Annotated in this window: 25 protein-coding genes; 7 read left to right on the forward strand and 18 right to left on the reverse strand. The window is 40.1% G+C overall.

Going from position 1 to position 18,776, the window contains the following annotated elements; all coding sequences use genetic code 11:
- Window positions 1-449: 449 nt before the first annotated feature.
- The gene (locus AAEU30_RS19800; protein ID WP_421962043.1) at window positions 450-983 is read left to right on the forward strand and encodes a gamma carbonic anhydrase family protein; all 534 of its coding nucleotides are present in this window, start codon (window positions 450-452) and stop codon (window positions 981-983) included.
- On the opposite strand, the gene AAEU30_RS19805 is transcribed toward AAEU30_RS19800, so the two are convergent.
- Together AAEU30_RS19805 and aroE are read right to left on the reverse strand one after the other, a co-directional pair.
- Entirely contained in the window at window positions 980-1,234 is a 255-nt protein-coding gene (locus tag AAEU30_RS19805) for a DUF1488 family protein (protein WP_421962044.1), read from the reverse strand. The genes AAEU30_RS19800 and AAEU30_RS19805 overlap by 4 nt on opposite strands.
- On the reverse strand, window positions 1,231-2,055 hold the full coding sequence (gene aroE / locus AAEU30_RS19810; protein WP_421962045.1) for a shikimate dehydrogenase: 825 nt from the start codon (window positions 2,053-2,055) through the stop codon (window positions 1,231-1,233). Before aroE ends, AAEU30_RS19805 begins: the two co-directional genes overlap by 4 nt.
- A gap of 54 nt (window positions 2,056-2,109) precedes the next feature.
- Between aroE and AAEU30_RS19815 the strand changes: the two genes are divergently transcribed.
- Window positions 2,110-2,547 carry a group II truncated hemoglobin gene (locus AAEU30_RS19815; RefSeq protein WP_421962046.1) on the forward strand — a complete coding sequence of 146 codons (438 nt, stop codon included), beginning with the start codon at window positions 2,110-2,112 and terminating at the stop codon, window positions 2,545-2,547.
- Between the two features lie 104 nt (window positions 2,548-2,651).
- The gene (locus tag AAEU30_RS19820) at window positions 2,652-4,256 is read left to right on the forward strand and encodes a methyl-accepting chemotaxis protein (protein WP_421962047.1); all 1,605 of its coding nucleotides are present in this window, start codon (window positions 2,652-2,654) and stop codon (window positions 4,254-4,256) included.
- Between the two features lie 101 nt (window positions 4,257-4,357).
- On the opposite strand, the gene hemF is transcribed toward AAEU30_RS19820, so the two are convergent.
- The 6 genes from hemF to AAEU30_RS19850 all read right to left on the reverse strand — a co-directional run bounded on the left by hemF (window position 4,358) and on the right by AAEU30_RS19850 (window position 9,258).
- Window positions 4,358-5,308, reverse strand: coding sequence for an oxygen-dependent coproporphyrinogen oxidase (gene hemF, locus AAEU30_RS19825; protein ID WP_421962048.1), 951 nt, complete (start codon window positions 5,306-5,308; stop codon window positions 4,358-4,360).
- Window positions 5,309-5,311: 3 nt separating this feature from the next.
- Window positions 5,312-5,878, reverse strand: a complete 567-nt coding sequence (gene tsaC / locus AAEU30_RS19830) for an L-threonylcarbamoyladenylate synthase type 1 TsaC (RefSeq protein WP_421962049.1) — start codon at window positions 5,876-5,878, stop codon at window positions 5,312-5,314.
- A 32-nt stretch (window positions 5,879-5,910) separates the two neighbouring features.
- Window positions 5,911-6,483: a DNA topoisomerase family protein gene (locus tag AAEU30_RS19835; RefSeq protein ID WP_421962050.1), complete on the reverse strand. Its 573-nt coding sequence runs from the start codon at window positions 6,481-6,483 to the stop codon at window positions 5,911-5,913.
- Between the two features lie 61 nt (window positions 6,484-6,544).
- Entirely contained in the window at window positions 6,545-7,018 is a 474-nt protein-coding gene (locus AAEU30_RS19840; protein ID WP_421962051.1) for a DUF494 family protein, read from the reverse strand.
- A 1-nt stretch (window position 7,019) separates the two neighbouring features.
- Window positions 7,020-8,108 carry a DNA-processing protein DprA gene (gene dprA / locus AAEU30_RS19845; RefSeq protein WP_421962052.1) on the reverse strand — a complete coding sequence of 363 codons (1,089 nt, stop codon included), beginning with the start codon at window positions 8,106-8,108 and terminating at the stop codon, window positions 7,020-7,022.
- A gap of 28 nt (window positions 8,109-8,136) precedes the next feature.
- The gene (locus tag AAEU30_RS19850; RefSeq protein ID WP_421962053.1) at window positions 8,137-9,258 is read right to left on the reverse strand and encodes a LysM peptidoglycan-binding domain-containing protein; all 1,122 of its coding nucleotides are present in this window, start codon (window positions 9,256-9,258) and stop codon (window positions 8,137-8,139) included.
- A 117-nt stretch (window positions 9,259-9,375) separates the two neighbouring features.
- Between AAEU30_RS19850 and def the strand changes: the two genes are divergently transcribed.
- Genes def through trkA form a run of 4 tightly spaced genes read left to right on the forward strand, consistent with a single transcriptional unit; the run spans window position 9,376 to window position 13,533 of the window.
- Window positions 9,376-9,882 carry a peptide deformylase gene (gene def, locus AAEU30_RS19855; RefSeq protein ID WP_421962054.1) on the forward strand — a complete coding sequence of 169 codons (507 nt, stop codon included), beginning with the start codon at window positions 9,376-9,378 and terminating at the stop codon, window positions 9,880-9,882.
- A gap of 21 nt (window positions 9,883-9,903) precedes the next feature.
- Window positions 9,904-10,857 (forward strand): methionyl-tRNA formyltransferase, encoded by a 954-nt coding sequence (gene fmt, locus AAEU30_RS19860; RefSeq protein ID WP_421962055.1) that lies wholly within the window; start codon window positions 9,904-9,906, stop codon window positions 10,855-10,857.
- Window positions 10,850-12,148, forward strand: a complete 1,299-nt coding sequence (rsmB, locus tag AAEU30_RS19865) for a 16S rRNA (cytosine(967)-C(5))-methyltransferase RsmB (protein ID WP_421962056.1) — start codon at window positions 10,850-10,852, stop codon at window positions 12,146-12,148. The genes fmt and rsmB overlap by 8 nt, the downstream gene beginning before the upstream one ends.
- Window positions 12,149-12,156: 8 nt before the next feature.
- Window positions 12,157-13,533: a Trk system potassium transporter TrkA gene (gene trkA / locus AAEU30_RS19870; protein ID WP_087533881.1), complete on the forward strand. Its 1,377-nt coding sequence runs from the start codon at window positions 12,157-12,159 to the stop codon at window positions 13,531-13,533.
- A gap of 90 nt (window positions 13,534-13,623) precedes the next feature.
- On the opposite strand, the gene AAEU30_RS19875 is transcribed toward trkA, so the two are convergent.
- From AAEU30_RS19875 to AAEU30_RS19920, 10 genes are all read right to left on the reverse strand, one after another.
- Window positions 13,624-13,839, reverse strand: coding sequence for an EF-hand domain-containing protein (locus AAEU30_RS19875; protein ID WP_087533882.1), 216 nt, complete (start codon window positions 13,837-13,839; stop codon window positions 13,624-13,626).
- Between the two features lie 69 nt (window positions 13,840-13,908).
- Window positions 13,909-14,121, reverse strand: a complete 213-nt coding sequence (locus AAEU30_RS19880; RefSeq protein ID WP_421962057.1) for an EF-hand domain-containing protein — start codon at window positions 14,119-14,121, stop codon at window positions 13,909-13,911.
- Window positions 14,122-14,253: 132 nt separating this feature from the next.
- Window positions 14,254-14,466 (reverse strand): EF-hand domain-containing protein, encoded by a 213-nt coding sequence (locus AAEU30_RS19885; RefSeq protein ID WP_421962058.1) that lies wholly within the window; start codon window positions 14,464-14,466, stop codon window positions 14,254-14,256.
- An 81-nt stretch (window positions 14,467-14,547) separates the two neighbouring features.
- On the reverse strand, window positions 14,548-14,760 hold the full coding sequence (locus AAEU30_RS19890; protein ID WP_421962059.1) for an EF-hand domain-containing protein: 213 nt from the start codon (window positions 14,758-14,760) through the stop codon (window positions 14,548-14,550).
- Window positions 14,761-15,244: 484 nt separating this feature from the next.
- Window positions 15,245-15,709 (reverse strand): OsmC family protein, encoded by a 465-nt coding sequence (locus AAEU30_RS19895; protein WP_421962060.1) that lies wholly within the window; start codon window positions 15,707-15,709, stop codon window positions 15,245-15,247.
- Window positions 15,710-15,724: 15 nt separating this feature from the next.
- Window positions 15,725-16,309, reverse strand: coding sequence for a DUF998 domain-containing protein (locus AAEU30_RS19900; RefSeq protein WP_421962061.1), 585 nt, complete (start codon window positions 16,307-16,309; stop codon window positions 15,725-15,727).
- A gap of 417 nt (window positions 16,310-16,726) precedes the next feature.
- Window positions 16,727-16,939 (reverse strand): EF-hand domain-containing protein, encoded by a 213-nt coding sequence (locus tag AAEU30_RS19905; RefSeq protein ID WP_421962062.1) that lies wholly within the window; start codon window positions 16,937-16,939, stop codon window positions 16,727-16,729.
- A 122-nt stretch (window positions 16,940-17,061) separates the two neighbouring features.
- Window positions 17,062-17,280, reverse strand: a complete 219-nt coding sequence (locus tag AAEU30_RS19910; RefSeq protein WP_087533887.1) for a calmodulin — start codon at window positions 17,278-17,280, stop codon at window positions 17,062-17,064.
- Between the two features lie 68 nt (window positions 17,281-17,348).
- On the reverse strand, window positions 17,349-17,561 hold the full coding sequence (locus tag AAEU30_RS19915; protein ID WP_087533888.1) for an EF-hand domain-containing protein: 213 nt from the start codon (window positions 17,559-17,561) through the stop codon (window positions 17,349-17,351).
- Between the two features lie 461 nt (window positions 17,562-18,022).
- Window positions 18,023-18,703: a flagellar brake domain-containing protein gene (locus AAEU30_RS19920; protein WP_421962063.1), complete on the reverse strand. Its 681-nt coding sequence runs from the start codon at window positions 18,701-18,703 to the stop codon at window positions 18,023-18,025.
- Between the last annotated feature and the right edge of the window lie 73 nt (window positions 18,704-18,776).

The following is an 18,776-nucleotide window of genomic DNA, read 5'->3' on the forward strand; positions in this document are numbered from 1 at the left end:
TTAGCGAACTAAGCTCGGCTGTTAGAACTCAATCTGTACGAGTGCCCACACAGATGATTGCTTTATATTGTTAAAGAACGTTGCGATTAAAGCGCTTTGCTTTATCTCGCTAGGGCTGCGCATATTACGCTTTCCTATTTTTTTGTCAACACTTAATTTTAAACTTTTTAAAAAATCTAAACTCAAGTTTTACTCGACTTACTAAGTGACTTGCTTGCCTCGCTAAGCGTTGCCTGCCCTGCCGTCTCAGTGGGGTCGCATTATAGGGAGAACAGATTTTTACGCAAGTGTTTTTTAAAGAAAACTTGAAATAAAGTGCTGTTCGCTCGATTTACGACCGAAACACCTTAAAACCGCTAGTTTAGTAGTCAATTCACTTCCTCTCTGGCCATTTTATAAGCTCTACTGCTATCATCAGCTTTAATAGCTTTCATTTTATTAGGTGTTCTATGACTATCCGTTCTTATAAAGGAGTTACTCCTACGTTTAACCAATCTGTCTATATAGATGAATCAGCAGTATTGGTCGGTGATATCACATTGGGTGACCACAGCAGTGTTTGGCCATTAGTCGCGGCTCGGGGAGATGTTAACTATATCCGAATTGGTGAACGTACCAATATACAAGATGGCAGCGTGTTGCATTTAACTCGCTCAAGTAAAAGCAACCCAGATGGTTACCCTCTCGTTATTGGCGACGATGTTACGGTTGGCCATAAAGTAATGTTACACGGGTGTCGTTTAGGCAATCGTATCTTAGTTGGTATGGGTGCTATTGTTATGGATAATGCTATTGTCGAAGATGATGTAATTATAGGTGGTGGCTCCCTAGTGCCGCCTAATAAACGTTTAGAATCAGGCTACCTTTATGTTGGTAGCCCTGTTAAGCAAGCTCGCCCTTTAACAGAGCAAGAACTTAGCTTTTTAAAAATCTCTGCAAATAACTATGTTGAGCTAAAAGACGAGTATTTAGCAGAAAGCTAAGTAAGTGCATTTATTTCAATTTGTCCCGCTGAGTTATACTCTTCATCTTCGATTAGTTGCTCAGCAAGTTCTTCATAATCAAAACGCAGTGATTCAAAATGTTGTTTAGCCGCTGTCATATCTGAGATTAATAAGCTTTGCGTATTCACAATGCACTCAACCATGAGTCCACTAACTTGCGCATAAAAGGTTAATAGCTGAGGTTGCTCATCAAATTCGACTCTATCTATAAATTGGATTGCTTGATTCATGCAAGCTCCCCTGCTTTTAATGCACTAACTACGGGTAATATCTCTGGCATTTTATTGCGCCATACATAAAACGCTTGTGCGGCTTGGCCAACTAACATACCACTGCCATCTAAAACTGAAATATCGGGTTTATTATCTTGCGCCCACTGCATGAATAAAGTGTTTTCAAGCGAATAGAACATATCATAAACGCAATTACAGCCACTAAGATGCTTTTTATCAAGCGCAGGTAGCTCACCCAGCATGCTGCTAGATGTTGAGTTTACAATTAGCGAGTAATCACTTACTGGTAAATCATCAAAACCATAACCTTTTATTTCGCCATATTGTGCAAATAATTCAGCAAGCGCTTTTGCTTTTTCGTTAGTGCGATTAACGATAATAATTTCACTAGGCTGTTGAGCTAAAAGCGGTAACACCACGCCACGGGCAGCACCACCAGCACCAACTAACAGTACTCGTTTATCTTTTATAGCAACTTTGTTTGCTAGTAAGTCATTTACAAATCCTACACCATCGGTGTTGTCACCGAGTAAGCGACCATCATCAAGTAATTTAATGGTATTTACTGCACCAACAATTTTAGCGAGTTCTGTACGCTCATCAACCAGCTCATAGGCTTGTTCTTTAAATGGCATAGTGACATTAGCTCCGAGCCCACCTTGAGCGAAAAAGTCTCTCACTGATTTTTTAAAGCCGTCAATCGGTGTTAATATTGCGCGGTAGTCAATTTGCTCGCCTAATGAGGTTGCAAATTGCGTATGTATAGCGGGTGATTTTGAGTGTTCGATTGGGTTTCCAAAAACCGCATATTTGTCCATGTTCAAGCAACCTCTTTGCACAGTAAATACTGTTAATTAACGATGATAAAAATTATGATTAAACGACTTTTCTCAAAATCGAAACCAGCAGAGCCACAACAAGCTCCCTCGCCAGAAAAAACACCTTATCAGATGATGGGCGGTGAACAAGGAGCACGTGCTCTGTCTGATAGATTCTACGATATAATGGCGAGCGATGAATACGCTAAACCGTTATATGATATGCATCCTCAACCATTAGACCGCATACGCCAAGTTTTTTTTGAATTTTTATCAGGTTGGTTGGGCGGTCCAGACTTGTTTGCAGAAAAGTACGGCCATCCAATGCTACGAAAGCGCCATATGCCGTTTCCTATCGATCAGGACTTACGCGATCAATGGATGCATTGCATGAACAAAGCATTGGATGCTGAAATTGATAATCCATTACTGCGTGAAGGGCTACGTAAATCACTTGAGCAACTTGCTAGCCATATGATTAATCAGCACTAAAATAAATTATAGCAACTTTAACCTTTTAAGTTTGCGCTACATCAAAGCCCATTGCTTTTAAATGAAGATAATAATGTAATCTTGTTTAACAGAGCATATTGCGCGTGAAATCCATTCAACATAAAATTTATGCACTACTTGCGCTCACTGGGGCGCTTGTTTTGTCTGCTAGTCTTTTTAGTAGTTCCAATCAGCAACATTCTCTCGCGCAAGATACTATTGAAAGTAATATAAAATTGCTTGCTGATAATTATTTTGACTCTATCAATACTATGATGCTCACTGGCACAATGGCTAATCGTGATATTTTAGGAAGTAAGTTGCGTAGCCACCCTAATATTGAAGATGCGCATATAATTCGCGGCCCTATTGTGACAAAAGCATTCGGGCCTGGGAGTCAAAATCAGGCTCCGGTCACCTCTGCGGAACATTCAGCATTAACAGGCAAAGAAGCTCTATTTATTGAGCAACACAAAGGCACACGTTTCATGACCTACTTAAAGCCAATCTTTGCACGCAGCGACTACAAAGGCACCAATTGCTTAGGATGTCATCAAGCAAAAGAAGGTGATGTGTTAGGCGTTGTTAAAATTAGCTATTCACTAGATGACATTGATGAAAAGGTCACTAGAAACACTCTAATTAACACGCTGTTACTCTCAACCTTGTTTTTAATTGCATTCGTATTATTAGGTTTGTTATTTAGAAAGATATTCATTAAAAGACTTAAAAAAATGAATCATGTTATTCATTTAGCCACCAGCAATAATGATTTGAGTTTAACTATTGATGACAACAATAATGATGAACTTAGCTCTTTAGCCGGTAGCTTTAATCAGATGATAGGGGCATTTAAAGAAAATATTGCTCAAGTATCTCACTCATCGAAGGTACTAATTCATTGTGCAGAATCAATTTATGCATCTGCAGATGCAACAGAACACGCAATTTTAAATCAAAAACAAGGGACTGATTCGGTCGCGGCTGCGATAAATGAACTTGAAAGCTCATCAAATGAGGTTAAAAATACAACACATTTCGCCTCGGAAAAATCACAAAGTAGTAACTCACTCGCACAAGAGAGTTTACAAGTAGCAACATATACCGAGCAGAGCATTAATCAACTTGCCGAAGATGTACGCAGTGCGGCTGCGCAAGTAAGTCAATTACAAGCACAAACCATAGAAGTAGGAAATGTACTAGAGGTGATCAGTAGCATTGCTGAGCAAACTAACTTACTGGCACTTAATGCAGCAATCGAAGCTGCACGTGCAGGCGATACTGGTAGAGGGTTTGCTGTAGTGGCAGATGAGGTACGTACTTTAGCAACTCGTACACACGCTTCAACAGATGAAATTCGCCAAACAATTAATAAGCTGCAAGCTGAAGCGGCAAATACTGTCACAATGATGAGCAGTTCTTGTGAGGAAGCTGATGAACGGGCATTACAGGTTAAAAATGTCGCCCAAGCTCTACAGGAAATATCTTCGCAGATGAACGAGATCAATCAGCTGAATGTTCAAATTGCCAATGCCACCGAGCAACAAAACTTGGCTGCCGAAGAAATTAATCAAAGCGTTGTGGCGATTAGCGATAATGCTGAATGTTCGTTAGTTGATGCTAAAGATAATCAAAAAGTCAGTGAAGAGTTATTATCACTCGCTCGATCTTTAGACGAGAAAGTACGTTCCTTCAAACTGACTAAGTAAACCTGCATAAAAATGGCGCTAATGTATTAGCGCCTTATGCCTAAATCGCTTTTAATTCCAACGACGCTCACATATAGAGGTGGCTTGGGTATAATTTGGCTCTACAGTTGCCAGTCTCGAGCAACTAACTGATCGTGTTGCGTATCTAACCAGTTTTGTGGACGTAAGTAATATTGATATAAATTCGCTTCAGCGCTATCCGCCTCGGGGCTATAATTATATTCCCAACGGGCTAAAGGTGGCATCGACATTAAAATAGATTCAGTCCTGCCTCCTGTTTGCAAGCCAAACAGGGTTCCTCTATCCCAGACAAGGTTAAACTCAACATAACGACCGCGACGATACAATTGAAAATCACGTTGCTGTTGAGTGTATTTGTCATTTTTACGACGTTCAATAATCGGTAAATAAGCATCGAGAAAACCATTTCCTACCGCTTGCATAAAGGCAAAGCTCTTTTCAAACCCTTGCTCGTTCAGGTCATCAAAGAATAAACCACCCACACCTCGAGTTTCATCGCGATGCTTAATATAAAAATACTCATCGCACCATTTTTTATAGTTCGGATATACGTCATCACCAAACGGCGCACAGAGATCACTGGCAACTTGATGCCAATGCTTAACATCGTCAAGCACGGGGTAAAATGGAGTTAAGTCAAACCCACCACCAAACCACCAAATAGGTTGTTCACCTTCTTTTTCTGCAATAAAAAAGCGAACATTTGCGTGGCTCGTTGGAATGTGTGGATTTTTTGGATGAATAACTAATGACACACCACAAGCATGAAAGCTACGACCAGCAAGTTCGGGACGATGCGCCGTCGCAGATGCTGGCATTGAAGCACCAAAAACATGCGAGTAGTTAACACCGCCTTGTTCAATAACGTGACCATCACGAATAACACGAGTGCGGCCACCGCCGCCTTCAGCCCGCTGCCAGCTATCTTCAACAAACTTGGCGCTACCATCAGCTTGTTCTAAGCCTTGGCAAATGCTGTCTTGCAATGTCATTAAATAGGTTTTTACTTGTTCGAGTAGGTTACTGTGCATTGCTTATCCTCTAAATACTTTGCCTGTCATTACATCTTTAATGGTACTAGGTTGTGTATTGCCACCCAGTGGTTCATCGACATAAAATGCAACCTGCTCAGCAAATTCATTCTTAGCCATTGCGATACTGGTAACCGTATCGTGTCCAGATAAATTAGCACTGGTTGATACCAATGGTTTACCTAACTCTTGGCATAACCGCTTTACTGTTGGATGGTTGGTAACCCGTACAGCAATAGTATCAAACTGTCCGGTCAACCATTTTGGTGTATTTTTGGCTGCTGGCATAACCCAAGTAATCGCACCGGGCCAGCTAGAAAAAATATCAGCACGCTTATCCATTGGAATTTTTGCATCATCAATATATTTTAATAATTGACCGTAATTATCAGCAATTAAAATTAGCCCTTTTTCGACTGGCCGCTGTTTAATTGCTAATAAGCTTGTTACAGCTTGTTGGTTATCTGGGTCGCAGCCTAAACCAAAGACAGCTTCAGTTGGATAAACAATTACACCACCTTGCTTTAATGCATCAACAGCAGTTAAAGGTGAAGGGATTGGATCTGTCACACAAATCTCCAAATACAATAAAAGTTAAGCGTTTACTCGCTGACAGTTATTTTATGCGAGCAACTTTTCTGTGGGCATTGTAACACAACACTGTTGGTCATTTGCTTTTGCATCATGACTGGCCACTGACACTCAGGGCAAGTATGCTCTATAGGTTTAAAATTAAGGGTATATTTACAGCTTGGGTAGCTGTCGCAGGAATAAAAGGTTTTGCCAAATTTATTGCTACGTGCAACTAACTGCCCTTTTTTACATTTAGGGCAAGCAGGTAACGCTTCTTCATCTGGCTCCTTTTCATCATGAACAATGTAATTGCACTGAGGATAGCCGGTACAGCCTATAAACATGCCATAACGCCCATTCTTAACCACCAGCGAATTTCCACATTCAGGACACGGGCTATCATCAAGTACTTTAATTTGTTGAGTATCGTGCTGTGCTAGAGGGCGAATAAAGTCACACTTGGGATAGCTTGCACAGCCGAGAAAAGGCCCGCTTTTACTGTTACGGATCACTAATTCAGAACCGCATTGAGGGCAAATTTCGACTTCTTTTTCGAGGGCATGCTGGTTAGCAGAGAAAAGCGAATGATCTATTTTACTCATGTGATTCCAAAGCGATTGGCTAATTTTCGCCTAATATACCCAAACTAATTAAAGATACAAGTTAATGTAATACCTCTGCTGGCTCATCAAAAATAAGATCTTCCATTTGCGAATAAGCAAGCTCAGAGCCTGGCACATTAAAGAGCACCATCAACACAACCCATTTTAAGTCATCTAGGCCAATATAGGGTTTGTCTAAAGCGAATAATCGATCCATTACCATTTCTCTGGTCACATTATTGATAACCCCAATCTGCTCTACAAACATTAAAAAGCCACGACACTCAGTACTAAGCATCTGACATTCACTGTCAGTGAAAATTCGCACAGCATGTTGTGGATAAGCATTTAAATAAGGAACTTCATCACTGTGTTGTAAGTCTGCTAATTGCTCAAGCCAGTCAAGAGCTTTGAATATTTCGGGTTTATTAAAGCCTGCGCGCAACAACTCATCGGTAAGCTCATTTTGTTCAACAAAAATTTCAGCTTCACTGTGGATGTAATTTTCAAACAAATACATAAGAATATCGAACATATTATGTTGCTCCTAACTTGATATAGCCGTCTAAGACTCGCTCCACTTTATCGTCTAATTCAAGATCGAGTAAACGGGTCTGTACTTTGTCAATCGGCAACTCACAGCGCCGAGCAATTACATCTACTGGTGTTACTTCAAAACCCACACTTTTGAGCACTGCACATTCGGGCTCACTTTCAATCGGCTCTTCTATATTATATAGACTGTTTTGCCCAAAAAAGCTCACTTCTTCTAAGATATCACTGACATTTTCGACTAATTTAGCCCCCTGCTTTATTAAAAAGTGACTCGCTTGCGATAATGGATTTTTAATTGAGCCAGGTACTGCAAACACCTCTTTATTTTGCTCAAGTGCGTAGCGCACGGTAATTAATGAGCCACTTTTTATCTCAGCTTCAACAATCAGCACACCTAACGATAGCCCCGAGATAATTCTATTTCGCCTTGGAAAGTTATTAGAGTTAGCCGCCGCCCCTGGTAAAAACTCACTAACTAGTACACCGTTTTTTAATACTTGATCAGTTAATAGTTTATGGCGTTTTGGGTAATAAATATCAACCCCAGTACCAAGTACTGCAATTGTTTTGCCTGTACTTGCTAATGCCCCTTTATGAGCGGCACCATCTATACCCAACGCCATGCCGGAGGTAACTGTTAAACCGGCTTCACATAACTGGTGGGCAAATTGCGCAGCTATCTCAAGGCCAATAGGGGTTGCATTACGGCTGCCCACAATAGCTATTTGTGGACTCAGCAGTAAATCACAGTTACCACGGCAAAAAAGTAATAATGGTGCACTGGCAATTTCTTTTAACAATGGCGGGTAACGTGAATCAAAATAGCTTATAACTTGAATGTCGGCTTGATTGATTAGAGTTTCATAGTGTTTAACTTGCGTCCAATTGGTAGCCGCAATATTAGTGGCAACTTGCTGATTCAAACCTAATGCAAGTAATTGTTCATGTGACAGTGTGAATAAGTCTTCTAAGGGTAGCTTTTGGGCTAATGCCAATAACGTTTTAACCCCTAACCCTTTGCATAAATAAAAGGCAAGCCAATGCGTAAGCTTGCCGTATGACTGTTCCATGCTCTCTCCTTAGAGCACTCAAACCTGTTTAATTTATTACTGCAAAATCACCGACTCGGATTGGGTGCTGGTTTTTGACTATTAAGGCATAGCTAACGTTGTCATATACTTTAAACACCATTAACTCACCGACTTTTTCTTTTGGCATATGCCATACAGTCGCGTCTTCATCTGCTTCTACACCAAAGAACTCACTAGTATCTGTGATCAGCTTTTCTAAACTATTTGAGTCTTCTTTATATCTTGGTCCATTGCGACCATCAAATACTGTTGGTGATTGACGCTCTATATCTAATATATGACCCGCTTTAATCTGCTGCTCAGTACCTAAGTTTAGCACTACAATATCCATTGTGCTAAATTCTCGCAATTCATTTACTGCGGCGATGATGTTACCCGCAACAGGTTGCTCAGGTCGCTGCATCGTAAAAAATGCAGGCAATGTTTGCCCTTCCATTGCTGGTAATAAAAAATCCGTTGCTCTGATCTCTTGCTTTACACTCTCAACTCTAACCGATGCCGGGACACCATTATCTACATCTCCACCACGAAATGCCCTACCAATACCGACCAATACCGATTTATAAGCCAATACTTCCTCACTATCTATGTCAGTATAAGCCTCTCCTTTTCGATAAATAGCATAGCTTTCATGTTGTTTTAAATTCCCTTTAACATACACAATATGCCCTTTGGTATTCATTTTTGTATTTTCGTTCGCACCTAAAATGTATGGCTTATCAGCAATATCATCACCACTAATTGCTTGCTCATAAGTTAAATACGGTCTCAGTAATTCTAATGGTAGCGTCGGTATTGCATTTTTACCTTTAGGCGTTATACGTCCCTGCGGAGAAAGCTTTTTATAACCGCTATTAATAACTAATCGAGGATTTCCGTGCTCATCATAAATTAAAGAGAGTGCATCGCCGGGATAAATGAGGTGTGGGTTATTAATTTGTGGGTTCATTTGCCAAAGCTCTGGCCATAGCCAAGGTTCGCTCAAATAAATAGCAGAAATATCCCACAAAGTGTCACCCTTTTTTACAACATATTGTTTAGGCGCATCTTTTTTTATAGATAGAACGTCCGCATAAGACGAAAAAGCAGTGCTTAATGTAAGCAATGCAGCTAAAAATGGGTATTTCATTTGGCTTCCTTGTGGTGTTTTTTCATTATTATTAACCAAAACCTGTTAAAGGTGAACGCGAATGGCTAAAATAAGAGCATACAATACCCTATATTATGCACAAGTGAAAAGGTTACTATGGCTAGGTTAGAAGTTTTAAGATTTCCAGATGAGCGTTTACGTACAATAGCAAAAGACGTTACACAAGTTGACGACCAAGTTCGCCAAATTGTCAAAGACATGCTGGAAACTATGTATGACGAAAACGGCATCGGACTAGCAGCAACACAAGTTGATATTCATCAACGTATTGTGGTGATCGATGTATCAGAAGAGCGCAACGAACCGCTGGTTTTAATTAACCCTGTTATTACCAAACAAGATGGCGCAACAGTGAGTGAAGAAGGCTGTTTATCAGTACCGCATTCTTACGCAAAAGTAGATCGTGCAGAAACCGTTACAGTTACCGCGCTTAATGAACAAGGTGAAGAATACAGTCTAGATGCCGATGAGCTTTTAGCTATATGTATTCAGCATGAGCTTGATCACCTTAAAGGCAAGTTGTTTATTGATTACTTATCACCATTAAAGCGTCAACGTATTCGTAAAAAGCTTGAAAAAGAAGCTAAATTTGCAGCACAGTAATAAGCACCTTAGGAAAACTCAGTGACAAAACCACTTCGCATTATTTTTGCTGGCACGCCGGACTTTGCTGCGCGCCATTTACAAGCTCTTATTGATTCTGAACATCAAATTGTTGGTGTTTATAGTCAACCAGATCGTCCTGCCGGACGCGGTAAAAAACTCAAAGCCAGTGAAGTAAAAGAGCTTGCTTTAGCCAATGACTTACCTGTATTTCAGCCTGCATCATTAAAAAGTGATGATGCATTAAGTGAATTAAGCAGCTTAAATGCAGATATCATGATCGTCGTTGCTTACGGACTATTACTTCCAAAAGCAATTTTAGCGGCGCCACGCCTTGGCTGTTTAAATGTGCATGGTTCAATTTTACCACGCTGGCGTGGTGCAGCGCCGATTCAGCGTGCTATTTGGGCCGGCGATGATGAAACTGGCGTCACCATAATGCAAATGGACGAAGGGCTAGATACTGGCGATATGCTGCACATTAGCCGCTGCCCTATTGATGCTACTGAAACCAGTGCGAGTTTATATACTAAACTTGCAGAGTTAGGCCCAACGGCACTTATCGAGACAATAGCAAAGTTAGCTAATGGCGAGATAACCCCACAAGTACAAGATGACGAACTAGCCAATTACGCCAAAAAGCTATCAAAAGACGAAGCTAATATTGATTGGACAATGGACGCTGCACAAATTGAGCGTAATATTCGTGCCTTCAACCCTTGGCCTGTCTGCTTTACTAAAATGGGCGAGAACACAGTAAAAATTTATCAAGCCGATGTGGTTGAGCAACAAGGTACGCCGGGCACTATTTTAAACAGTGACAAACACGGTATTGTAGTCGCTTGTGGCACACACGCGCTAAAAATAACCCAATTACAGCCACAAGGTAAAAAACCAATGACTGTTACAGACTTTTTAAACGGTCGCAGTGACTGGGTTACTCCAGACAGCGTCTTAGGCGAAAATAATGAGTAATGTTCCAAACGTACGTGCGCTTGCCGCAGAAACTTTATATAACGTAGTAGATAAGGGCGCATCTCTAAACCAAGAGCTCCCTTTTGCAAGCCAGGGTTTATCGCCTAAAGATAAAGCTCTATTACAGCAAATTTGCTATGGCGTGTTGCGTTACCTGCCGAGTTTAGAGAATTACTGCCAACACTTGGTCGAGCAACCACTTAAAGGAAAGCGCCGTATATTCCAGTTTTTGTTGTATGTAGGTATTTACCAACTACAACACATGCGAGTTCCACCACATGCCGCAATTAGCGAAACTGTTAATGCTTTAGCGCAACTGCGGGCACTTGGTTTAAAAGGGCTAATTAACGCAATTTTACGTAGCTTTCAACGCCAACAAGCCGAGCTTGAAGAAAAAGCCAAACAAATTCCTGTGTGTTTATACAATCACCCTAACTGGTTTATCAAGCAAGTTAAAGAGGCCTACCCTGAACAATGGGAGCATATTTTAGAGGCGAATCAGCTACAAGCTCCTATGTGGTTGCGTGTGAATCAAGCGCAATACAGTACAGCTCAATACAGTGAGATGCTCAGCGCAAATGATATTGAGCACACAGTAAACCCAGATTTTGTCGATGGAATTAAACTTGATAAGCCGCGCGATGTATTCTCACTGCCTGAATTTGATACTGGTGCTTGTTCAGTACAAGATGCGGCAGCTCAATTAGCTGCACGTTTATTAGATCCAAAAGATGATGAGCATATACTTGATGCCTGTGCAGCGCCTGGCGGTAAAACCTGCCATATTTTAGAGCTCGCCGACGCCGATGTGCTTGCCCTTGATAGCGATGCAACCCGCCTTGAACGCGTAAAGCAAAACTTAACGCGTATCGGTTTAGGTGCAGACCTACAATGTGCAGACGCATCGCAGCCTCATACATGGTGGGATGAGCAGCAGTTTGACCGCATTTTATTAGATGTACCCTGCTCTGCGACCGGCGTTATCCGTCGTCATCCAGATATAAAATGGCTACGTCGTGCGTCAGATATTAACGACTTGGCGGCGCTACAAGGTGATATTTTAGATAGCATCTGGCCTTTATTAAAACCAGGTGGCACATTAATTTACGCAACCTGCTCAGTATTACCACTAGAGAATCAACAGCAAGTTGCTAAATTTTTAGCAAATAACACAGATGTTGAGCATATACCTTTGCATAATAACGACACCGCCACAAACCCTGGATTACAATTACTACCAGGCGAAAGTGATGGGTTTTATTATGCCAAGCTTGTAAAAAAACAGTCATAAGATAAATAATGAAAATAATCATACTCGGCGCCGGGCAAGTAGGCGGCACACTCGCTGAAAACTTAGTCGGTGAACAAAACGAAATAACGGTTGTTGATATAGATGGCAACCGCTTACGTGAGTTACAAGACAAGTACGACCTACAAGGTGTTACTGGCCACAGCGCACACCCAGATGTATTACGCAGGGCTGGTGCCGAAGACGCCGATATGATCATTGCGGTAACCAGCTCAGACGAAGTCAATATGGTAGCCTGCCAAGTGGCTTACAGTATTTTTAATACACCCACGAAAATTGCCCGCATTCGTTCTGAGCAATACCTAAAGTACCGTGAAAAGCTATTCCAAAACGACGATTTACCTGTTGACCACTATATTGCACCTGAGCAATTGGTGACTAAGTATATTCGCCGTTTAATCGATTACCCCGGCGCATTACAGGTATTACAGTTTGGCGATGGCATGCTGTCATTAGTGGCAGTAAAAGCGTATTACGGTGGCTTGCTGGTCGGCTATGCACTTTCAGCTCTCAAAGAGCATATTCCTAATGTTGAGACACGCGTAGCGGCTATTTATCGCCAAGGTAAAGCCATCAAGCCATTAGGTACCACCGTGATTGAAGCTGACGATGAAGTATTTTTCCTTGCCGCAACCAAACACATTCGCGCAGTAATGAACGAACTGCAAAAGCTTGAGCGCTCATACAAAAAAATTATGATCGCAGGTGGTGGTAATATTGGTGCAGGACTCGCCCGCTCGCTTGAAAAAAACCACAGTGTAAAACTGCTTGAACGCAGTAAGGAACGCGCCGAACAATTATCAGAATTACTCGACAACACCGTTGTATTTTGTGGTGACGCTTCAGATCAAGAGCTCCTCTCTGAAGAGCACATTGAACAGGTTGATGTATTTATCGCAGTAACAAACGATGATGAAGCAAACATAATGTCAGCCATGTTAGCAAAACGCATGGGGGCACAAAAAACCATGGTGCTAATACAGCGTGGTGCTTACGTTGATTTAGTACAGGGTGGCGAAATAGACATTGCGATATCGCCGCAGCAAGCCACAATCTCCGCATTGCTTACTCATGTACGCCGTGGTGACATTGTTAATGTTTATTCACTGCGTAAAGGTGCTGCAGAAGCAATTGAAGCGGTAGCCCATGGTGACGAACACACCTCAAAAGTTGTTGGTCGCGCTATTGCAGACATAAAACTCCCTGCTGGCACCACCATTGGCGCCATTGTACGAAACGACGATGTACTCATTGCCCACGACGATACCATCATCCATTCTGGCGACCACGTTATTATGTTCTTAATCGACAAGAAACATATCACTGTCGTTGAAAAGCTATTCCAAGTTAGCGCCATTTTCTTGTAAACATAAAAAGCAGCTTTGCCTATTTTATAAGGTAAAGCTGCTTTAACGTATATGAAGTGAAATTACCGTATTTTCTATTATTAAACAGTACTACTGTACTTTAGAGAACTCTTCTTTTGAAAGTTCACCATTTTGGTCAGTATCTAAAGCCGAAAAAATCTCAACAAGCTGCGCATTCACTGAAGCTTCTTTTTGGCTAATTACGCCATCGCCATCAGTATCGAATGTATCAAAGCTTACGGCAGCAAAAGCAGCAGATGAAGAAGCAAGAGCGATAATAGCCAATGTTGTATTAATATGTTTCATAATTTGTATCCTAATAAAATAAAGGTAAGAAATCCTTTTCAGAGATCCATTGTGCGAATAAAACTCACATTAAGCTTCTGAAAACTCTTGTTTTGAAAGCTCACCATTGCCATCAGTATCAAGCTCTGAAAATTGACTCATCAACTTTGCATCTACCGCGGCTTCGCTTTGACTAATTACACCATTACCATCAACGTCTAGGGTGTTGAAATCTGTTGCAGCAAACGCTGCTGATGAAGATGCAAGCGCGATAAGTGCTAATGTTTTATTTAATGTTTTCATATTTATATTCCTTCACTGTTTTATCAAAAGGGGTTTTCAGTCCTTGCTATCCTTTGTCATAGGCTCCTTGCCTATTTAGGTTGTCTTGGGCAACTCAGAATTTACTCGCAAAAAACATTCGGTTCGCAACCATTAAGCTTTAGCAAACTCTTCTTTAGAAAGCTCACCATTTTGGTCAGTATCTAGTTCCATAAATTTTGCAGAAATAGCGGCATCAACAGATGCCTCTTGCTGGCTAATTGCGCCACTGCCATCAACATCTAAAGTATCAAAGTCTGTGCCAGCAAAAGCGGCTGATGAAGATGCAAGTGCGATAAGTGCTAATGTTTTATTTAATGTGTTCATAATAAAATTCCTTCAGTTTCTATCTGTTAATGCATAAATTAGTAAGAGTGGAAATCCTTTTCTAAGATCCCTGTGGCTCTATTAAGCCTTTGAAAACTCTTCTTTCGAAAGCTCACCGTTGCCGTCTGTATCCAGCTCTGTAAACTTACTCATTAATGCAGCATCAACTGATGCTTCGCTTTGGCTTATTGCGCCATTACCATCTACGTCAAGCGTATCGAAGTCTGTAGCAGCAAATGCCGCTGAAGAAGAAGCTAGTGCGATAAGTGCTAAGGTTTTATTTAATGTGTTCATAATCAATCTTCCTTCAAAGTTTATGTACGATGCGATTAAAAGCTTAACCACGTTTTCGTTTCGTTCGAGTTAAGTATTACAACTTCGATGCCAAGATTAATAAAACCTTTTAAAACATATGGTTGAGGTAAAAACCAGCAATAATAACGACTATTCACTAAAAAATGTGTTGCTGTTTAGCAACACCGCTCTCCCAACAAAAATAAAAGCATTTATTTTCAGTTGGTTAGATTTAATAAAAAAGACACAGTATTGAAGAAGGGATAATTAAAATGGTTTTATTAACTAAAATAGAGATAAACGCTTGCTGAACAGCATTTTTTGAGAAAGTTTATTAAATTAATTTAATATTTTAACATATTGATTAAATTGAACTATTAAATTTATTTTTATAAAACCTACAAATTAATTCGGCGTATTTGTGTAAACCGTAAGGTTTGTTGCAAATAAGCGAAAGCAGTGATTTAAATCACTGCACTTTATTTTACAAAACAACCTCAATAGTTACTTTGGTCTTTACCGAGTTTGCGATAAAACAAAGTTCATGTGCCTGGTGATGCATTTTTTCAAGCTGCTCGACTGTTGCTTGCTCGCCAGAGAACTTAACGCACGGCTTTAACACAACCTCAGTCATGGCCATACGGTTATCAGCCCCTTTTTCCATTACTCCAACAGCATTATCGATATAACTGTCAACCACAAACCGCTTTTTTGCAGCGATGGATAAAAAGAACAACATATGGCAACTCGAAAGTGAGGCTATAAAAGCCTCTTCTGGGTCAACATTTGCAGCAACTGAATAAGGTAAAGGCACAATATGTGGCGATGACGAGGCTTCAACGTTAGCTCCTCCATCAAACTGCCACTGATGACCTCGGCTATATTTATTATCTATAAACGATTCATTAACACCGCGTGACCAAGTCACTTTCGCACTATACTCAGACATTAAAACTCCTTAAATTTATATCACTAAAGAAAAAGCGCTTAACCAAATCAACTGCACACCATATGCTAACCTTTGATAAGTCCCAGCATTTGTGCGCTGTTTAAATGCTTTAGTTAGCTTGAAGCTAAAATAACAAGTGACGAAAACAGTACTGGCTGAAAATACTCTAAAGCTTATGGGTAAGTAATCACTTATCGCGATTAAAATTGGCGCGATCAATAGCGACAAAAACATTACTAACCCGGCCCAAGAATGGATTTGGCAAGTTACAGTAGGTGATTCAGTATAAGGGTTTGCATCCATTGGGAAATACCCAGCAACCCAAGTTCCTATACCATGAACAATAGAAAGCCAGCCCACTAAAACAACTAATATAGGTGCATTTTCAAGATTAATGACATACCAACCAAAAGCGCAAAAAAGTATGCCTAAAGGGTAGTTATTTATAAGGGGAGATAATCTTTCTGTCGCACTTCCTGCTGCGCCAAGCTCGCTGCAAAACTGTTTATTATGGCTATAACTAGGGTAGAGTTTAGCGACTGTAAAAACACCAATTACAATCCAAATACTTGCGATAATTGCAGTATATACCCAAGCCACCTCAAGATGCGAGTTTCAGTTGGAATTAAAAGCGATTTAGGCAAGGCATTGATTGCAAATAATGGTTGTTCCCTTGTTAAAATCAATAACGCAGTATAAATCGCTTTTAAACCAACCCTTTGGGCGCTTCACAGGGACTTACTCCCATCGTTGTTACTTCTTAAAAGGGATGACCATTCTTGCAAAGTAACGCCTTGATATTAAGCCCCTGTGAAACGCTGAATTCTGCATCTTGAGGTGGCTTGGGCATAAGCTAAAAATTCAAACATAATTTACTTCCATGTGTAGTCAAACTACCATGATAATAAACTCGTTCAGTGACCTTGTATACTTTGCGTATTAGATATGAAAAAAGCAGCCCGGGGTTGGCTGCTTTAGTTTAGGGTAAAATCCATTTCGAGTAAGCACAGCCTAAACTTATGCGTTATCAAACTCTTGTTTTGATAATTCACCGTTGCCATCGGTATCAAGCTCGGAAAATGTTGCTGATGTAATGCCACCCATTGATGCTTCTTGCTGGCTAAGTGCCCCACTACCATCAATATCCAGCTCATCAAAATCTACAGCTGCAAAAGCCGCAGATGAAGATGCTAGTGCAATAAGTGCTAATGTTTTGTTTAATGTATTCATAATATAATCCTTCAATGTACTATCAAAAAAATGCGTAAAATTTAGTATCACTGTCCTTGTTATCCTTTATCGTGAGCTCCTTGCCCACTTAGGTTGTCTTTGGCAACTCAGGATAAACTCAGTTATGCTCTTGAATACTCTTCTTTTGATAACTCACCATTTTGGTCAGCATCACGCTGTGCAAATTGATTAAATAACTCAGCATCTTCTTTGGCTTCAACCAAACTAATCGCACCATCATCATTTACATCTAGGGTGTTAAAATCTAATGCCTCAAATGCAAATACAGATGATGAACAAGTTATCGCTATAAGTGCTATTGCTTTGCTAAATGAACTCATTACTAAGCTCCTTTCATTGCCGTTTTAAATATTTAAGAAATCCTTTTCAACATTCCATTGCAAAAGAATTAAGCTTTTGAGTACTCTTCTTTTGATAACTCACCATTTTGGTCAGTATCAAGCTCTGCGAACTTGCTTAGTAACTCAGTATCTACTGACGCTTCACTTTGGCTGATTGCGCCACTGCCATCGATATCCAACGTATCAAAGTCTGTCCCTGCAAATGCAGCTGATGACGAAGCTAATGCGATTAGTGCTAATGTTTTATTTAACGTGTTCATAATTATATTCCTTCAAGTTATGGCTGCGATTAACTCGCGTTTCGTTTGTTGTAATATGACTATTACAACTTCAATGCCAACATTAAAAACACATTTAATATCAAGTGATTAAGATTAGCATTTGATTGTTTCGTCATTTTTGGTAGGTATTTTTGTTGCCTTTTTGCAACAGCAACAACAAGAAAAATTAAATTCAATTTAAAATCAAACACTTAGAATGTTCTGGGATGATACAAAATCTACGTCTATGATTTTTTAAAGTTGAAAGAGGATTGTTAAATATACGAATGAAGCATAAAAAAATAAATTAATCGATATTATTAAATATCAAATAGGAACTATAACCACCTGATAATTAATAGCTAATTTATTATATAGCGATAATAAAGGGGAAAGTTAAATGCCTAATTTCAAGATATTCACCCGCTTGTTGCAAAATAGCGAATATCAACAAAGACATTTTAAACCAAAGGTTCTAACACGGAGAGGTCGATAAAGTGATCTTTCATAAACTTTTTCATTTCATCTTCACTTGCATGTAACTGCACACCAAACTGCACCTGAGTCGCTAAACTACGAACACTGCATATTTGCCCACTAAACTCTCTCATCCCCTTATTCTCTTTATCAAGTAAGATATTGCACTGAGTGTTTTTTAGGCTGGATAAGTCTTCTTTGCTTTTAATTTCAAACATGACTCCTGTCGCAGAGATATCTTTAATAACCCCTAGCCACTGGCGTTCATCACTTAGTTTAATTTCTGCAGGTAATAAAGTCGGTATACGGGTGTGTGAACGCAAACTAAACAGTTGTACTTGAGTCGGAAAGTTTAAAAAAATTAGCCTGGCGGGGTGTGATGCAACAGACATGACTTGTTGGCGAAAGGCAATAACCTGCCCTCCACCACTTTCAAGTACAGCTCGAATGATAAGCACTACACCATCCTTGAGATATTCGCCTGCATTATGTAAACGTCTGACTGATGGGTAATTTAGGACAATAAAACGATTATTTAGAAGCCCTACAAATTCAGTTTTAACTCGCTTGCTGTCTGTAGGTGTCAGTATTTCAACATCGACAAGTGTTCCCGCAGTAATTTTACCGAGCTTTTCTAAATTAAGTTGCAACTTCGTCTTCGGCATTCCCTTTCACCACATTCTAAATAATAGAGTATTTATATTAACCTAAATAGAGATAGAACAGCGATAACCCTAA

Source organism: Pseudoalteromonas mucoides, assembly GCF_049257175.1.
In the GTDB taxonomy this organism is placed as follows: Bacteria; Pseudomonadota; Gammaproteobacteria; order Enterobacterales; family Alteromonadaceae; genus Pseudoalteromonas.

Bases quoted from the DNA above. Each gene is read 5' to 3' on its own strand.
- AAEU30_RS19890 (WP_421962059.1), bottom strand. From the start codon at position 14,760: ATGAACACATTAAATAAAACCTTAGCACTTATCGCACTAGCTTCTTCT.
- AAEU30_RS19805 (WP_421962044.1), bottom strand. From the start codon at position 1,234: ATGAATCAAGCAATCCAATTTATAGATAGAGTCGAATTTGATGAGCAA.
- AAEU30_RS19905 (WP_421962062.1), bottom strand. From the start codon at position 16,939: ATGAATACATTAAACAAAACATTAGCACTTATTGCACTAGCATCTTCA.
- AAEU30_RS19915 (WP_087533888.1), bottom strand. From the start codon at position 17,561: ATGAACACGTTAAATAAAACATTAGCACTAATCGCATTAGCTTCGTCA.
- trkA (WP_087533881.1), top strand. From the start codon at position 12,157: ATGAAAATAATCATACTCGGCGCCGGGCAAGTAGGCGGCACACTCGCT.
- AAEU30_RS19800 (WP_421962043.1), top strand. From the start codon at position 450: ATGACTATCCGTTCTTATAAAGGAGTTACTCCTACGTTTAACCAATCT.
- AAEU30_RS19920 (WP_421962063.1), bottom strand. From the start codon at position 18,703: ATGCCGAAGACGAAGTTGCAACTTAATTTAGAAAAGCTCGGTAAAATT.
- AAEU30_RS19875 (WP_087533882.1), bottom strand. From the start codon at position 13,839: ATGAAACATATTAATACAACATTGGCTATTATCGCTCTTGCTTCTTCA.
- AAEU30_RS19895 (WP_421962060.1), bottom strand. From the start codon at position 15,709: ATGTCTGAGTATAGTGCGAAAGTGACTTGGTCACGCGGTGTTAATGAA.
- AAEU30_RS19885 (WP_421962058.1), bottom strand. From the start codon at position 14,466: ATGAACACATTAAATAAAACATTAGCACTTATCGCACTTGCATCTTCA.
- AAEU30_RS19815 (WP_421962046.1), top strand. From the start codon at position 2,110: ATGATTAAACGACTTTTCTCAAAATCGAAACCAGCAGAGCCACAACAA.
- AAEU30_RS19840 (WP_421962051.1), bottom strand. From the start codon at position 7,018: ATGTTCGATATTCTTATGTATTTGTTTGAAAATTACATCCACAGTGAA.
- dprA (WP_421962052.1), bottom strand. From the start codon at position 8,108: ATGGAACAGTCATACGGCAAGCTTACGCATTGGCTTGCCTTTTATTTA.
- rsmB (WP_421962056.1), top strand. From the start codon at position 10,850: ATGAGTAATGTTCCAAACGTACGTGCGCTTGCCGCAGAAACTTTATAT.
- aroE (WP_421962045.1), bottom strand. From the start codon at position 2,055: ATGGACAAATATGCGGTTTTTGGAAACCCAATCGAACACTCAAAATCA.
- AAEU30_RS19910 (WP_087533887.1), bottom strand. From the start codon at position 17,280: ATGAGTTCATTTAGCAAAGCAATAGCACTTATAGCGATAACTTGTTCA.
- def (WP_421962054.1), top strand. From the start codon at position 9,376: ATGGCTAGGTTAGAAGTTTTAAGATTTCCAGATGAGCGTTTACGTACA.
- hemF (WP_421962048.1), bottom strand. From the start codon at position 5,308: ATGCACAGTAACCTACTCGAACAAGTAAAAACCTATTTAATGACATTG.
- AAEU30_RS19880 (WP_421962057.1), bottom strand. From the start codon at position 14,121: ATGAAAACATTAAATAAAACATTAGCACTTATCGCGCTTGCATCTTCA.
- AAEU30_RS19850 (WP_421962053.1), bottom strand. From the start codon at position 9,258: ATGAAATACCCATTTTTAGCTGCATTGCTTACATTAAGCACTGCTTTT.
- AAEU30_RS19835 (WP_421962050.1), bottom strand. From the start codon at position 6,483: ATGAGTAAAATAGATCATTCGCTTTTCTCTGCTAACCAGCATGCCCTC.